This window comes from Tumebacillus sp. BK434 (genome assembly GCF_004340785.1).
Taxonomy (GTDB): Bacteria; Bacillota; Bacilli; order Tumebacillales; family Tumebacillaceae; genus Tumebacillus_A.
Genome location: NZ_SLXS01000007.1, coordinates 76,790 through 91,523, shown reverse-complemented (window position 1 = coordinate 91,523; position 14,734 = coordinate 76,790). Strand labels below are relative to the sequence as shown.

Genomic DNA, 14,734 nt, shown 5'->3' with positions numbered 1-14,734 from the left:
CTGTTTGCAAAATAGTTCAAAAGCCCTATGCGAATATTGTAACAAATGAAACAATCCTTCTGCTGGCTGCGTCTAACGAAGGAGAAGGGGAGAAGACTTTTGACAACGAGAACGCGAATCATCCTGCTTGTTGTGGCTGTGGTTCTGATCATTTCCGGAAGTTTGCTCTATCAGCAGCAAGCCAAAACGCCATCTGACTACAAGTCGAAGCCTGTGGACGGCCCGGAGATTGACACCACGCCGCCCCAACCGTTGAAATAAGCTGAAGCAAACAAAAAACGCCCATCAACTGGGCGTTTTTTGTTTGCCTGTTTAGGACGCGGCCGACGTTTTGGTTTTGACACCCGCTTCGTTGAGCATCCATTCGATGAAGACGCCGTAGCCTTGCGTCGGGTCGTTGACGAAGACGTGAGTGACGGCGCCGACGACTTTGCCGTCCTGCAGGATCGGGCTGCCGCTCATGCCTTGGATGATCCCGCCTGTCTTTGAGAGCAGGCGCGGGTCGGTGACTTTGATCACCATGCTTTTCGTGGCCGGATATTTTTGACGCATCACGTTGACGATCTGAATGTCGAACTCCTCGACCTTCTGCCCTTCGACGACGGTGAGGATCGACGCTTTGCCTTCGTGCACCTGTTCAGCCAGGGCGACGGGCATCGCTTGTCTGACTTTGGCGTTATCCGGCAAGGACTCCATCTTGCCGAAGATCCCAAAGTCGCTGTTGCGGGTGATCGAGCCCAGCACTTGATCTTCATCGATGAAGATCCCCCGCTTCTCACCGGGTGTGCCGCTCTCCCCTTTATCGATCGAAGTTACTCGGGAATGCACAACTTGTCCTTCGCCGACACCGATCGGCTGGCCGGTATCAACGTCGGTGATCACATGGCCGAGCGCCCCGAAGACGCCATAATCCGGCTGGTAGAACGTCAAGGTGCCGACACCGGCTGCCGAATCGCGAATGTACAGCCCGATCCGGTAGGTTTCCCCGTCTTTGTCGAAGATCGGCTTGACCTTCAGCTTCATGATCTGCTTCGCACGCTTGACGGTGAACTCCAGCGGACGCTCCGCTTTGCCCGCCTTGTTGATCCACTCGGCCGCTTCTTCGACCGATTTGACCTTGCGTCCGTCGATGGCGGTGATGATGTCACCGACTTTGACTTGTGCCTGCTCTGCGGGCGAGATCGAATCGTTGCCCGATTTGACAAGGTTGTAGCCAACGACCATGATACCGGAAGATTTGAGTTTGACGCCGATCGACTGACCGCCCGGAATGACTTTCAAGTCGGGCACGACATTGACGTGTACCGATTTGACCGGAATCATTCCGAAAAGTTTGACTTGCAGGTCGGCCGAGCCGGTTTTGCCTGAATCGATCTTGAGAGGTTGTTTGAGGCGGGATGCAACTTTCGCCTCCGGAGACCCGGCAACCGAGACGACAGCCGGTTCGGACGTGGTCACCGTGGCAAACGAGTGCAGTCCGATATCGAGCGCCGTGCTGGTGCCTTGCAAAATCCGTAGTTCTTGGGGAATGCTTGCGAGCTGATGAATAGGTGTGAACCAACACAAAGCGACAAACATTGTTGCGACGAAAAGTCCTAAGAGTTTTCTGCGAGTGTGTTTTGTCAAACCATCTCACGCTCCCCTTCCTTCCCTGTCTGCACCTCCGTATACCTCTGCCGAGTGACAGTGTCGTCTTGGAGTGATAGCTATAGAATGCCTCCCTCGCCGACCTGCTATCCTGCCAAACATCTGCCATGCATACGCGCTTTTGGCAGCGTTACGCTTTGATCTGGCAGGCGCGCTCGAGCATTTCGGCAGCATGCTTCAAGGTGGTCTCGGTCAGTTCCGCACCGGACAGCATCCGGGCGATCTCTTCGATTCGCTCCGCTTCATTTAATTGGATCACTTCGGTGCGCGTGCGCGCTGCGTCCTGATGCTTTTGGATCAGGTAGTGCGCATCGGCCATCGAGGCGACCTGCGGCAGATGCGTCACGCAGATCACCTGGCGCTTCATGCCGATCAGCCCCAGCTTTTCTGCCACCGCCTGCGCCGCCCGTCCGGAGATGCCGGTGTCGACTTCGTCGAAGATCAAGGTGCCGACATTGTCCACATCGGCGAGGATCGTCTTGATCGCCAGCATCGTCCGCGACAGTTCGCCGCCTGAGGCGATCTTCGCGAACGGGCGCAAAGGCTCGCCCACGTTCGGGGAGAACAGAAATTCCACCCGGTCGATGCCCCACTCGCTGACATGCACTTTCCGCGAGCCGATCGGCAGCCCGTCCGCATCTTGAATCTGGGTAAAGGTGATCGCAAACTGCGTCTTCGGCATCATCAGTTCGGCCAGTTCGTCCATCACCAGCTGCGACAGCTCTTCCGCCGCATGACGGCGCGCTTTGGACAAGGCCACGGCGCGTTTGGCGAGGACGAGGCCGGTGCTTTCCACGTCTTGAGTCAGCTTCTCCAGGCTTTCCTCATGATGCTCCAGCGTGTGCAGCTCCTCTTCGATGCGGGCGGCAAACGCGAGGATGTCCTCGACAGAATCTCCGTACTTTTTCTTCAGCCGATGGATCAGGTTCAAGCGCTCTTCCAGCTTGGAGAGACGCACCGGATTGAACTCGATGCTGTCCCGGTAGTCGCGCAGAGAATGCGCCGCTTCTTCCAGCTGGTACAAGGACGACTTGACCAGATCGAGCACCGGAAACAGGGTCTCATCATAGCGCACGACGCTCTCCAGTTCACGGATCACGCGGTTGACGCCGTCCAGCGTGGACAAGTTGCCCCGCTCGCCGCTGTACAGCACCTCATAGGAGGAGTTGGCGGCGTCGAACAGCTTCTCGGAGAACGAGAGCTTTTTGTGCTCTTCCTCCAGCCGCTCATCTTCTCCGGCGCGCAAGGCGACTTCCTTGATCTCCTGCAGTTGAAAGCGCAGGATGTCGAGGCGCTGGATGCGCTCCTGCTCGCCAAAAGTCGCTTCGCGCAGCCGGTTTTTCGCATCGCGGTAGGCAAAATAGGCGGCTTCCACCTCGGCGCGCAGCGCCAGCAGCTCATCCCCGCCAAAGCCATCGATCAACGCGAGCTGTTCGCGCACATCGTGCAGGGTCTGGTGCTCATGCTGTCCATGCATGTTGATTAAGTATTGCCCAAAATTCTTGAGCATCTGCACGGTGACCATTCTTCCGTTTATTCTGCAAACATTTTTCCCGGCGGCGGAGATCTCGCGGACGATCACGATGTGGCCGTCCTCGGCCTCCAGCCCGTATTCGTCTAGCAGTTCATCAAGTTCCTCCGACGATTCTACGGCAAAAAGAGCCTCAATCGTGGCTTTGTCTTTGCCCTGCCGGACAAATTCCGACGAGGCACGACCGCCTAAGATGAGACTCACAGCGTCCAGGAGGATCGATTTGCCTGCCCCGGTCTCCCCGGTCAGGATGCAAAGACCCGCCTCAAATGACAGGCGCACTTCTTCGATCAGCGCAAAATTCTTAACTGACAGTTCGAGCAACATGGGCAGACCCCCTAGACGTAGGAGAGAAAGCGGCCCACAACCTCAGGTGCCACTTCTTTGGTGCGCACGATGATCAAGATAGTGTCATCGCCGCAGATGGTGCCGAGCACTTCCGACCAGTCCAGCGCGTCGATGATCGCGCCGACCGCATGAGCGTTGCCGGGCAGCGTTTTCATCACGACGAGGTTCTCGGCGCGGTCGATCGAAACGAACGAGTCGAGCAGCATGCGGCGCAGCTTTTGCTCCGGGTTGTAGCTCGGCTCGGCCGGCAGCGAATATTTATAGGTGCCGCTTTGCGTCGGCGTTTTCACGAGGTGCAGTTCTTTGATGTCGCGGGAGACGGTCGCTTGCGTCACCTGAAACCCGGCTTGGCGCAATTTATCGACCAGTTCCTCTTGCGTTTCTATATCTTGCGTCGAGATGATCTCTCGTATTTTCAGCAGGCGTTGGCCCTTCATGTTCCGATCAAACTCCTTCACCGTTTACGGCGCGTTGTGCAGCTTGCGGCGCAGCACTTCATAAAATTCGCGATCGCGCCATTTAATCAGCTTCGTCTTGTAAGCTGCTTGCTTCACGCGGATGATATCATGGTTCTCCAAAGTGCGAAAATCCTGCCCGTCGACGAGCAGCACCATCTCTTCGTGCGTGCCGGTCACTTCGACCCGCACTTCTTGACCGGCCGCGATCACCAGCGGCCGCGAGTGCAGTGTATGCGGGCAAATCGGCGTGATCAGCATCACGTCGATGTGCGGCGAGACGATCGGACCGCCGCAGGACAGCGAGTAGGCGGTCGATCCGGTCGGCGTGGAGACGAGCAGACCGTCGCCCGTGTACTGGTCGACATACATATCATCCACAAACAATCGGTTGGTCACCATCGTGCCGAACCGGTCTTTGACAATCCCGATCTCGTTGAGCGCGATCAGGTCCTGATAGATCACCTGGCCGCCGCGCTCGACCTGCGCTTCCAGCATCAGGCGGTTCTCCAAACAATAATTGCCGTCCAGAACGCGCTTGACCGAATCTTCGAGGTCTTGCGGTTCCGCTTCCGACAGAAAGCCGAGATGACCGATGTTGATCCCGAGCAAGGGCAGTCCGGTCTTGGCAAATTTGCGCGCGAAGCCGAGAATCGTGCCGTCACCGCCAAGCACGAACAGCAGATCGACATGATCGGCAAACTCGGTCTGCGGCAGGCAGATGTCGTCGCGGCCGACCGTTTCCGCCGTCTTCTCGTCGATCCGTGCGGCAGCGCCGTGCTTCTCGATGATCTCGATCAGGCGGCGCGCCACATCTTGCGCCATCGGCTTGGTGTGATTGACCAACAGCCCTATCACCTTCATCTTCGGCTCCTCCTTCTCGATGCGGTATAAAAATTCCTCTATGATCAGGAAAAATCATTTTTTATATAGGGTTTCCCATCTCTCAAATCAATTCGAGAACGAGAGTTAATATCCTTTTTATTTTTCCAGTGTCTTGTGCGATTCGGAGATGATCCCGTCGATCGCCGTCTGCAGAGCTTCCGGAGCCAGCCCCTCGCCCTGCTTGGTCAGGTGCGCCAAAAATTCAATGTTGCCATCTCCGCCGGTGATCGGTGAGAAGGTCACCTTTTGCACCTGCCAGCCGTGCGCCACTGCCGTGCCCAGCACATGCTGCAGCACATCGCGGTGCACCTCCGGGTCGCGGACGATCCCATTTTTCCCGACGCGCTCGCGGCCCGCTTCAAACTGCGGTTTGATCAAGGTGAGCAACTGACCGTCCTCCGTCAAAATCGACTGGATCACCGGCAAGAGCAGGCGGATCGAGATGAACGACACGTCCATCACGGCGATCTGCGGCGTCTCGCCTTTGAGGTCTTCCGGCTTCAGATGGCGGAAGTTGGTGCGCTCCATCACGACGACGCGCGGGTCGTTGCGCAGCGTCCAGGCCAGCTGGCCGTAGCCGACATCGACCGAGTAGACCTGCTTCGCACCGTTTTGCAAGGCGCAGTCGGTAAAGCCGCCTGTCGATGCGCCGATGTCGACGACGACCTTGCCATCGAGCGCCACGTCGAACTCCTTGAGCGCCTTCTCCAGCTTCAGCCCGCCGCGCGAGACATAGGGGTGCAGGTCGCCTTTGACGGTGATCGCCGCTTCGACTTTGACTTTCGTGCCGGCCTTGTCCACCCGATCGTTGTCGACCAGCACCAGCCCGGCCATAATCGCCGCTTTCGCTTTTTCCCGCGAATCAAAATGCCCGAGTTCTACGAGCAGGACATCGAGGCGCTCCTTAGCGCCCGGTTTTGGAGTGGTCATCACAGCGTTCCCTCGTTCTTCTGTAGGATGCGTTAGTAGTTACCGTTCACTAAAAACGGGAGGGACATGCGTCCCACCCGCAAGAATGAACTCTTTGGATCTGATCAGGCACGCTTCTGTTTCAAAGGCACCATCGTTTTGATCGAGCTGACCAGCGATTCGGCGTTCAGGCCGACCGAATCAAGCAACAGCTGCGGCGAGCCGTGTTCAACGAACATGTCGGGCAGCCCCATCGGGTACAGCTCCACGCCGGTGATACGCCGCTGCGCATAAAATTCGAGGATCGCAGAGCCGAGGCCCCCGGCGATCGCCGCTTCTTCGATCGTGACGATCGGCGTGCCGCGCTCAGCCAGTTCGAGCAGCAGTTCCTCATCGAGCGGCTTGGCGAAGCGCATGTTGACCACGCGCGCCTCCACGCCTTCTGCCGCCAGCAGTTCTGCCGCATGTTCTGCGACGTGCACCATCGGGCCCAGCGCCAGAATCGCCGCGTCTTTGCCTTCGCGCACCGTTTCCGACTTGCCGATCTCGATCTGCTTGAACGCTTCCTCCATCTTCACGCCGTAGCCGTTCCCGCGCGGGTATCTGACTGCCACCGGGCCGTCCTGATGCGCAGTCGCCGTGTACAGCATGTGCTGCAGCTCATTTTCGTCCTTCGGCATCATAATCGTGATGTTCGGGATGCAGCGCAGGAAGGAGACGTCGAACGCCCCTTGGTGCGTCTCCCCGTCTTCGCCGACCAGCCCTGCGCGGTCGATGGCGATCGTGACCGGCAGATTCTGAATGCAGATGTCGTGAATGACTTGGTCGTAAGCGCGCTGCAAGAACGTCGAGTAGATCGCCAACACCGGACGTTTGCCCGTGCAGGCCAGACCGGCTGCAAACGTGCCGGCGTGCTGCTCGGCGATGCCGACGTCGAAAAAGCGGTCCGGGAATTCTTCGGCGTATTTGACCATGCCGGAGCCGATCGGCATCGCCGGGGTGATCCCGACGATGTCCGGGTTCTGGCGGGCCAGTTTGATCAGCGTGTCGCCAAACACCTTGGTGTAGGTCGGCGCGGCCGGTTTGACCACTTTCGGCGCATGGCCCGGCTTGGCGTTGAACCCGACGGAGACGGAGTGCATCTTGTCAGGCGCATCGGCTGCCACCGCGTAGCCCTTCCCTTTTTGGGTGACGACGTGCAGCAGCACCGGCCCCTTGGTGTTTTTCGCCTGTTCGAGATATTTTTTTAAGGTCGCGAGGTCATGCCCGTCAATCGGCCCCATATAGGTGAAGCCGAACTCTTCGAACAGCATGCCCGGCACGAGCAGCGTCTTGAAGGAGTCGCGCACGCGTTTCAAGTACTTCTCCGTCTTGTCACCGACGTTGCCGATCTTGTGCAGCAAGTTGGCGAGGTCTTTCTTGAACGACGAGTAGTGCGGGTCGACGCGGAGCTTGGTCAGGTAGTTGGTGATCGCGCCGACGTTGGTCGCGATCGACATCTCGTTGTCGTTGAGCACGACGACCATGTCCGACTTGACGTGCCCGGCATGATTGAGCGCCTCAAACGCCATCCCGCCTGTCATCGCGCCATCGCCGATCACGGCGACGACCTTGCTGTTTTCTTTTTTCAGATCCCGTCCGATCGCATAGCCGAGCGCCGCAGAGATCGAGGTGCTGGAGTGTCCGACATCGAACATGTCATGCTCCGACTCGCCCCGCTTGGGGAAGCCGGACATGCCCTTATACTTGCGCAGCGTCGGGAACAGGTGCTTGCGTCCGGTGAGAATCTTGTGCACATAGGCTTGATGACCGACGTCCCAAATGATCTTGTCAACCGGCGAGTTGTACACTTGATGTAAGGCCAGCGTCAATTCGACCACGCCGAGGTTGGAACCGAAATGGCCGCCCGTGGTGGCCAGGTTCTCGATCAGGAAATGGCGAATCTCTTCAGCCAGAATGCCCAGTTGTTCAACCGATAAATGCTTTATATCAGAGGGGCAGTTTACTTTGTCGAGCAACATGCAGTTACCGCCTCGCTTCTTTTGTAGAGTAGATGCACGCGAGCCTTGGATGAAAACGACAATATTATATCACACCTGCCAACTACTTACCTGCCTTATTTTTCTCCGTCGCCTGCCGGGCCTCCGGGGCGAGCACAGCAGTTAACGCCTGCTGGGGACTGGCATACTGTTGGGGGGCCTTTTGTCCGTCCACAGACGCGTCTTGCGCGTCATACCACACCGTCCCCTGTTCGTCGAGCGTGACGAGGGTCAGCTCTTTGATCTTGGCTGCGAGCACGCCTTGGGCCTGCAGCTTCATGATCACTTCATTTTTGTTCGACCCGAGCGCCAGCAGGTTGTCTTCGATCCAGTCGCCGTCGATGATCACCGGCACCGGCCGCGGCGTCGGCTGGACGTGAAGCTGCAAGTCCCCCGGTTGCAACGGCCTGGCTGACGCTTTGGGAATCACCGAGATCTCGCCAGCCTCCTCCATGATCGCAAACTCGACATCGGTCAGGGAAGGGTAGCCTTTGAGCCGCAGGTGCCCGAGCAGTTCTGGTATTGTGATACGCGCGTCGCGCATCCCGGTTTCGCTGATGTGGCCTTTATGCACCAAAACGGAAGGTTTGTTGACCATCATAACCCGCATGTTTTTGTTCAGCATCAGATACGACCACCCGAGATAGGTCAGCACCAGCATCAGCACCCCGAGCAGCGTCAGGCTCAAACTGCCCGGCACGGTGATCGATCCGCCCAGTGCAGCCCCCATCGCGGCGACCACGAACAGATCAAAGCTGGACATGTTGGCCACCGCCCGCTTTCCTGCAAGGCGCAGCAGGAAAAAGCCGGCGACAAAGATCACGACCGGAGCCCATAGAAAGCGATATTCTTCCACAAACAAGCCTCCCTTGGAAAATCCTTGTAAGGCTAGTGTGCGTACTTTCGCTCTGCTCTATGAAAAAAAGCACGGGACGAATGTCCGCGTGCTTGTGATCTTATACGTCTCGATTGACCAGCCAGTCGGCGATTTCCTGCAGACGGTTGGTGCAGAGCGAGATGCTTTGCAGCGCCTGATGAGCTTCAGCAGTCAGGCGGCGCACCATCTCGCGGGACTCTTCGAGCCCGTAGAGCACCGGGTAGGTCGATTTGCCGTGTGCGGCATCGGCGCCTACCGCCTTGCCGAGCTTCTCCGCTTCGCCGACCACGTCGAGGATGTCATCGACGATCTGGAAGGCGAGGCCGATTTTTTGCGCATAGCTGGTCAGAGCTTGCAATTGGTCTGCGTCCGCTTCCGCAAAAATCGCCCCGATGCGCACCGACGCGGTCAACAGCGCGCCCGTCTTGTGCGCGTGGATGAAAGCGAGGCGCTCTTCGTCCGCCTTCATCCCTTCGTTCTCCATGTCGGCCATCTGGCCTGCGACCATGCCGATCGACCCGGCTGCCGTCGCCAGTTCGCCGACGATGCGCAGGAGCACCGCTTCGCGGCCTTTGGCTTCGATCGTGCCCAACACTTGGAACGCCTGGGTCAGCAGCGCGTCTCCGGCGAGGATCGCCGTCGCTTCGCCGTAGACTTTGTGGTTGGTCGGCTTGCCGCGGCGGAAATCGTCATCGTCCATCGCCGGAAGGTCATCGTGCACCAGCGAGTAGGTGTGGATCATCTCCAGCGTCACCGCGACCGGCAGAGCTGCTTCCACGTCGCCGCCGAGCGCTTCGACCGTCGCCAAAGTCAGCACCGGGCGCAGGCGTTTGCCTCCGGCGAACAGCGAGTAGCGCATCGCATGATACAGCGCTTCCGGGTATTGCGCTTTCGGCGGCACGAGCAGGTCCATCGCCTGCTCGATCCGCTCGCTCATCGTGTGAAGGTACAGTTTGAGATCCTGTTGGCTCATCGTCTCTGTCATTCCTCTGTTTGAAAAGATTTTTTGGTCAGCCCGCCCGCTTCTGCGACCAGCATCTCGATCTTCTGTTCCGCCTGATCGAGCTTCTCGCGGCAGACGCGCGCCAACTGCATGCCTTCCTGAAACTCGGAAATCGCCTTCTCCAGCGGCAGATCTCCCGCTTCCATCGCGCGCACGATCGCTTCCAGGCGCTCCAGCGCCGCTTCAAATGTCTGTTCCTGCGCTTGTTCTTTGCTGTCAGCCATTCGTTTTCTCCTCCTCCAGTCCCCATACTGAACAGTCGACCCAGCCGTCTTGGACGCGCACTTGCACTTTGTCGCCCAACTGCACGTCGTCGATGCTTTTGATCAGCCGCTTTCTGTCCCCGGTGTACGTCAGGGAATAGCCCCGCTTCATCACCGACAACGGGCTCAACGCGTCAAGTTTGTCGAGCAGCCGTTCGAACTTGCCTTGTTCTTTGCCGACCCGGTCGGCAACGGCGCGCTGCAGGCGCTCGACCGTATAGTGCAGCGTCTGATCCATGCGTTTCGCCCGCTCGATCGGGCTTGTCCGCAGCAGTCGTCCTTCGAGCTGAGAGAGGCGCCGCTCGCTTTGGCCGGACAGCTTGGTAAGCGCCAACTGCAGCCGGTCTTCCGCGTTGTCGACCACCTGCTGCCACTGGTGCAGCTGATGGGTCGGGCGGGTGAAGACGGTCGAAGTCTCGATGCGGTGCAGGCGCTGTTTCGCGTCGCGCATCTTGCCGTCCAACGCCCGTTGCAGGCGGTGGGTCAGCTGGTCGACATGCTGCTTCAGGTCGTAGAGATTCGGCACGGCGATCTCTGCCGCGGCGGTCGGCGTCGCAGCGCGGATGTCGGCCACAAAATCGGAGAGGGTCGTATCGGTCTCATGCCCCACCGCCGAGATGACCGGGATCTGCGAGGCATGGATCGCGCGCACGACCGGCTCTTCGTTAAACGCCCAGAGCTCTTCGAGCGATCCCCCGCCGCGCCCGACGATCAGCACGTCCACTTCTTGCAATGCGTTCATCGCTGCGATCGCATCGGCGACCGACGCGGCCGCTGTCGGCCCCTGCACGATGACCGGATGAAGCAGTATGTGCGCCACCGGATAGCGGCGGCGAATGGTGGTGATGATGTCGCGCACCGCCGCGCCCGTCGGCGAGGTGACGACGCCGACCACGCGCGGATACTTCGGGATCGGCTTCTTGTTCATCTGATCGAACAGCCCTTCGCGCTCCAACTGCTCTTTCAGCTGCTGAAAGGCGAGAAACAAGGAGCCCAGCCCGTCCGGCTGCAGGTCATCGACGTAAAACTGATAAGCGCCGTCGCGGTCAAACACCGAGACATAGCCGTGCGCGATCACCTTCATGCCCTCTTTCGGGACGAACTTCAAATAGCGGTTGTTCCCCGCAAACATCACGCTTTTGATCCGGCTCTGCGAATCTTTCAGCGTAAAATACATATGTCCTTTGCTATGGTGGGTGAAGTTGGAAATCTCCCCCCTCACAAAACAGTCTTGCAACTGCGGGTCCGATTCAAACATCCCTTTGATCTTCGCGGTCAGTTCGGAAACGGTCGGAATGTGCTCTCTCGTTTGCAGCATGGTATCAACTCGCTTTTTCGACAAAAATTACAGGCTTATCATACCATAAAAAAGTTCACGCCTGTGCGGCGTGAACTTGGATAGCCGAAACTATTCTTTGCGGTTCGAGGAGTGGCCCGGGTGCAGCTTTGCATTCGGGTCGAAGAACTGCTTGGCGTTGTTGACCGCAGTCGGCGCTTCGCCAAAGCCGGTCGCGATCAGCTTGACCTTGCCCGGGTAGGTGACGATGTCGCCGGCCGCGTAGATGCCCGGAATGTTCGTCTCCATCTTGGTGTTGACGACGATCATGTTGTCTTCCACTTCCAGCCCCCATTCGAGGATCGGGCCGAGCGACGCGGAGAAGCCAAGTGCGCCGATGATCAGGTTGACGTCGATCTCTTCGGTGGACTTGTCCTTGTTGTTGACGAGCACCGCCTTCTCCAGCGCGCCGTCGCCGTGTACCGCCTTCAGCTCGTTGAAGACTTTGACTTCCACTTTCGAATCGTACAGCTTTTTGACCGACTCTTCATGCGCGCGGAACTGGTCGCGGCGATGGATCAAGGTCACTTTGTCGCAGACTTCTTCGAGCATCAACGCATAGTCGACCGCCGAGTCGCCGCCGCCAACCACCAGCGCCTGCTTGCCCTGGTGGCTTTGCAGGTTGTCGATGAAGTAATGGATGCCTTTGCCTTCGAAATCCTTGGTGTTCTCAGCCGGCAGGGAGCGCGGGGTGAAAGCGCCGATACCTGCGGTGATGATCACCGTCTTCGAGCGGTGCACGGTGGTGTTAGTGGTAAGTTCGAACGTGCCGTCTTCCAGCTTCTTGAGGCCGATGACGCGCTCGTTCAGGCAGACGGTCGGGTTGTATTGGAACGCCTGCTCCTTCAAGTTGTTGACGAGGTCGCGCGCCAATACTTTCGGGAAGCCCGCCACATCGTAGATATATTTCTCCGGATACAGCTCCGCCAATTGGCCGCCGAGCTGCGGAAGCGAATCGATGATCTTGGTCTTCGCATCGCGAATCCCGGCATAGAACGCGGTGAACAAGCCGCACGGGCCGCCGCCTACGATCGTAATATCGAACAACTCTGCATCATGTTTCAGATCTTGTACGTCTGCCATGCTAACTTCCTCCATGATCATTCTCTATTTTTTTCGACAAGTTTTTCGGGTAAGGCAAAATCTATTATACAATAATTTTACGTTTTAACCAAGCGAGAGTTACGGAAGAAGTTGTAAGCCGAGCCTGGCCACACCAAACGCGTTGTCGGTCGAATATTTCGGCAGGGCAAAGTAAAGCTTGGCGCCGACCGCGCGGTGCTCCAGCCGGTAGACGAGCCGCTCGCGGATGTACAGGTTGGCTGCCACACCGCCGACGATCAGCAGCGACTTGACGCCTTTTTCCTGCACCGCTTTGCGCAGCACTTTCTCCAAACCTTTGGCGATGCAGCGCTCCACCGCCCGCGCCACATCGGCCGGGTTCGTGCCCGCCTCGATCAGACGCATCGCCGCCGTCTCCGGACCGGCCAGCGACAGGTTGTAGCCATCGACAGGAGACGGCAAGGTCACCTCGTCGTCGGAAGCTTGCCGGGCCAACGTTTCCAGATGCGGGCCGGCCGGGAAGGGGAGCCCGAGCGCGACGCCGACGCGGTCGACAAACTGGCCGGCGTGCAGGTCGGTCGAAGTGCCGAGCTCGGCGATGTTATAGCCGTCGGCGAGCCGCCGCACTTCCAGCAGGTCGGTCGTGCCGCCGGACAGATGCACGGCGAGAAAATGGTCGGCCGGCACCACGCCGGCGCTGCCTTCACCCGCCGCGATGTGGCCTTCCTGGTGCGTCGTTTCCAAAAACGGCACTCCGTGCGTCGCCGCCAGCGCCCGCCCCATGCCGCTGCCGGTCGTGAATACGGGCATGTAGGAGCCTTCAAGGCGGCGCGGACGGGTGGAAGCGATCACCGCGCGCAGCTTGCCGGTCAGATCACCGAGGCGTTCGATCAGCACAGGCAGGTTCTGGACATGCTGGAAGAGGGCCGCCGATTGCTGCAGCCCTCTTTCCCCTTGCTCCACCGCGAGCAACTGACGCTGCTCTTGAACGATCTGCCCGGCTTCGTCGATCAGGCAGACCGAGGTGGTATAGTTGCTGGTGTCGATACCGAGCACATACATCGATTACTCCTGCGCTGCTGCAAACTCGCCGCGCAGCCCGTCCATCTCCGGCACGATCTTCGCCAGCACGCCGTTGACGAATTTGCCCGAGTCGGGCGTCGAGAACGCTTTCGCCATGTCGATCGCTTCGTCGAGCACGACCGATGTCGGCGTCTCTTCATGGAACAGCATCTCATAGACCGCCATGCGCAGCACGTTGCGGTCGACGTTCGCCATCCGCTTCAGGTCCCAGCCGATGGTGTGCTTGCTCAGCACCGCATCAATTTTATCAACATGCTTGGTCGTCCCGTTCACCAGGTCGCGCACAAACACCGGGTCGATCTCCGCGCCTTCCTGTTCAAGCACGTGCTCAATCGCCTCGCGCACATCCGCCTTGGCGACATCAATTTGGAACAATCCTTGCAATGCAAATTCACGAGAAGTTCTACGGCTCATCTCTCGCACTCCTTCTATCGTCTTGTTTCTGTTAGTATTCCCGGAGGACAAAAAGGAAACCACCAAGTTCTGGTGGTTAGTCCCGGTACTTATCCGGTACGATCTTGTCGATCACATCGCGCCAGTCTTCACGTTCTTCGATCATCTTGCCGACGTAAAAGCCGCCGATTACGAAAAAGCCAAAGATGATCGTCTTCAGCAGTCCGAAGATCAGGAAAAACAGTCCGAGCAGCACACCGATGACAGTCCCGAGCAGCCTCTTGTTGCCGGAGAGCGTTTCTAACAGCTTCAGCCACTTGTCCATGGTCTATTCCACCCGCTTCTTGACGACAGCTTGCTGCGGCTGGGACAGTTCCAGCACGTAGACCGTCACTTGTTCAACCGGAATCCCGGTCGTCTGTTCCACAAAGTGTTTGACCGCGTCTTGCAGTTCGGCTGTCGTCTTCGGAATGTCCAGACCTGCTTCGATGGCAAATTTCATGGCGATGCGCATCGTGCCGCCTTCATTAATGTGCACGCGCGCTTTCAGATCGGATATGCCGCGGATGCGGGATGCTGCTTTCAGCGACAGTTGCTCCAAGGTGTCATAGGAGATCTTGAGATCCCCGTTGTCCAGCTTGTGCGTGATCGTCTGCGGTTCGTGCTCGCCGCGCTTGGAGCGGTAGAGCAAAAAGAAGATCGAGAGCAACAGGAAGATCACCGCTGCCGCTGCGCCGTCATCGTAGATTTCAAAATTGCGGCCAAGCACTTCAGTGCCTGCATATTGCAGCAGGATGACGACACAAGCTGCCGCGACCCCGAGTGCGTACAGCCACAGGATGATGCGTGGAAACAGTTTCAAAAGCTTGTCCTCCTCTCCTAGCCATAAAACCCCCCTGCAGA

General features: G+C 58.3%; 16 protein-coding genes. 1 reads left to right on the top strand and 15 read right to left on the bottom strand.

The features are described 5' to 3' along the window. The first annotated feature begins 99 nt into the window (after window positions 1-99). On the top strand, window positions 100-261 hold the full coding sequence (locus EV586_RS21225; protein WP_165898663.1) for a hypothetical protein: 162 nt from the start codon (window positions 100-102) through the stop codon (window positions 259-261). Between the two features lie 51 nt (window positions 262-312). On the opposite strand, the gene spoIVB is transcribed toward EV586_RS21225, so the two are convergent. The 15 genes from spoIVB to amaP form a co-directional block, all read right to left on the bottom strand. After that, on the bottom strand, window positions 313-1,626 hold the full coding sequence (gene spoIVB / locus EV586_RS16515; RefSeq protein ID WP_132946217.1) for a SpoIVB peptidase: 1,314 nt from the start codon (window positions 1,624-1,626) through the stop codon (window positions 313-315). A gap of 151 nt (window positions 1,627-1,777) precedes the next feature. Then, window positions 1,778-3,505 carry a DNA repair protein RecN gene (gene recN / locus EV586_RS16510; protein ID WP_132946216.1) on the bottom strand — a complete coding sequence of 576 codons (1,728 nt, stop codon included), beginning with the start codon at window positions 3,503-3,505 and terminating at the stop codon, window positions 1,778-1,780. Window positions 3,506-3,516: 11 nt separating this feature from the next. Then, window positions 3,517-3,963 (bottom strand): transcriptional regulator AhrC/ArgR, encoded by a 447-nt coding sequence (ahrC, locus tag EV586_RS16505; RefSeq protein ID WP_132946215.1) that lies wholly within the window; start codon window positions 3,961-3,963, stop codon window positions 3,517-3,519. A gap of 24 nt (window positions 3,964-3,987) precedes the next feature. Then, window positions 3,988-4,845 carry an NAD(+)/NADH kinase gene (locus tag EV586_RS16500; RefSeq protein WP_132946214.1) on the bottom strand — a complete coding sequence of 286 codons (858 nt, stop codon included), beginning with the start codon at window positions 4,843-4,845 and terminating at the stop codon, window positions 3,988-3,990. A 117-nt stretch (window positions 4,846-4,962) separates the two neighbouring features. After that, a complete protein-coding gene (locus tag EV586_RS16495) occupies window positions 4,963-5,796 on the bottom strand; it encodes a TlyA family RNA methyltransferase (RefSeq protein ID WP_132946213.1) in 834 nt (277 codons plus the stop codon). Between the two features lie 104 nt (window positions 5,797-5,900). Further along, window positions 5,901-7,796, bottom strand: coding sequence for a 1-deoxy-D-xylulose-5-phosphate synthase (gene dxs, locus EV586_RS16490; RefSeq protein ID WP_132946212.1), 1,896 nt, complete (start codon window positions 7,794-7,796; stop codon window positions 5,901-5,903). An 82-nt stretch (window positions 7,797-7,878) separates the two neighbouring features. Beyond that, a complete protein-coding gene (locus tag EV586_RS16485) occupies window positions 7,879-8,670 on the bottom strand; it encodes a DUF421 domain-containing protein (RefSeq protein WP_132946211.1) in 792 nt (263 codons plus the stop codon). 100 nt (window positions 8,671-8,770) lie between these two features. Beyond that, window positions 8,771-9,664 (bottom strand): polyprenyl synthetase family protein, encoded by an 894-nt coding sequence (locus EV586_RS16480; protein WP_207893927.1) that lies wholly within the window; start codon window positions 9,662-9,664, stop codon window positions 8,771-8,773. A gap of 8 nt (window positions 9,665-9,672) precedes the next feature. After that, window positions 9,673-9,918, bottom strand: a complete 246-nt coding sequence (gene xseB, locus EV586_RS16475) for an exodeoxyribonuclease VII small subunit (protein ID WP_132946209.1) — start codon at window positions 9,916-9,918, stop codon at window positions 9,673-9,675. After that, entirely contained in the window at window positions 9,911-11,275 is a 1,365-nt protein-coding gene (xseA, locus tag EV586_RS16470; RefSeq protein ID WP_132946208.1) for an exodeoxyribonuclease VII large subunit, read from the bottom strand. Before xseA ends, xseB begins: the two co-directional genes overlap by 8 nt. A gap of 90 nt (window positions 11,276-11,365) precedes the next feature. After that, on the bottom strand, window positions 11,366-12,376 hold the full coding sequence (locus EV586_RS16465) for an NAD(P)/FAD-dependent oxidoreductase (RefSeq protein WP_132946207.1): 1,011 nt from the start codon (window positions 12,374-12,376) through the stop codon (window positions 11,366-11,368). Between the two features lie 99 nt (window positions 12,377-12,475). Continuing rightward, window positions 12,476-13,417: a Kae1-like domain-containing protein gene (locus EV586_RS16460; protein ID WP_132946206.1), complete on the bottom strand. Its 942-nt coding sequence runs from the start codon at window positions 13,415-13,417 to the stop codon at window positions 12,476-12,478. 3 nt (window positions 13,418-13,420) lie between these two features. Then, complete coding sequence (nusB, locus tag EV586_RS16455; RefSeq protein ID WP_132946205.1) at window positions 13,421-13,852, bottom strand: transcription antitermination factor NusB; 432 nt, start codon at window positions 13,850-13,852, stop codon at window positions 13,421-13,423. Between the two features lie 76 nt (window positions 13,853-13,928). Beyond that, the gene (locus EV586_RS16450) at window positions 13,929-14,156 is read right to left on the bottom strand and encodes a DUF2273 domain-containing protein (RefSeq protein ID WP_132946204.1); all 228 of its coding nucleotides are present in this window, start codon (window positions 14,154-14,156) and stop codon (window positions 13,929-13,931) included. 3 nt (window positions 14,157-14,159) lie between these two features. Continuing rightward, on the bottom strand, window positions 14,160-14,693 hold the full coding sequence (amaP, locus tag EV586_RS16445) for an alkaline shock response membrane anchor protein AmaP (RefSeq protein ID WP_165898662.1): 534 nt from the start codon (window positions 14,691-14,693) through the stop codon (window positions 14,160-14,162). Between the last annotated feature and the right edge of the window lie 41 nt (window positions 14,694-14,734).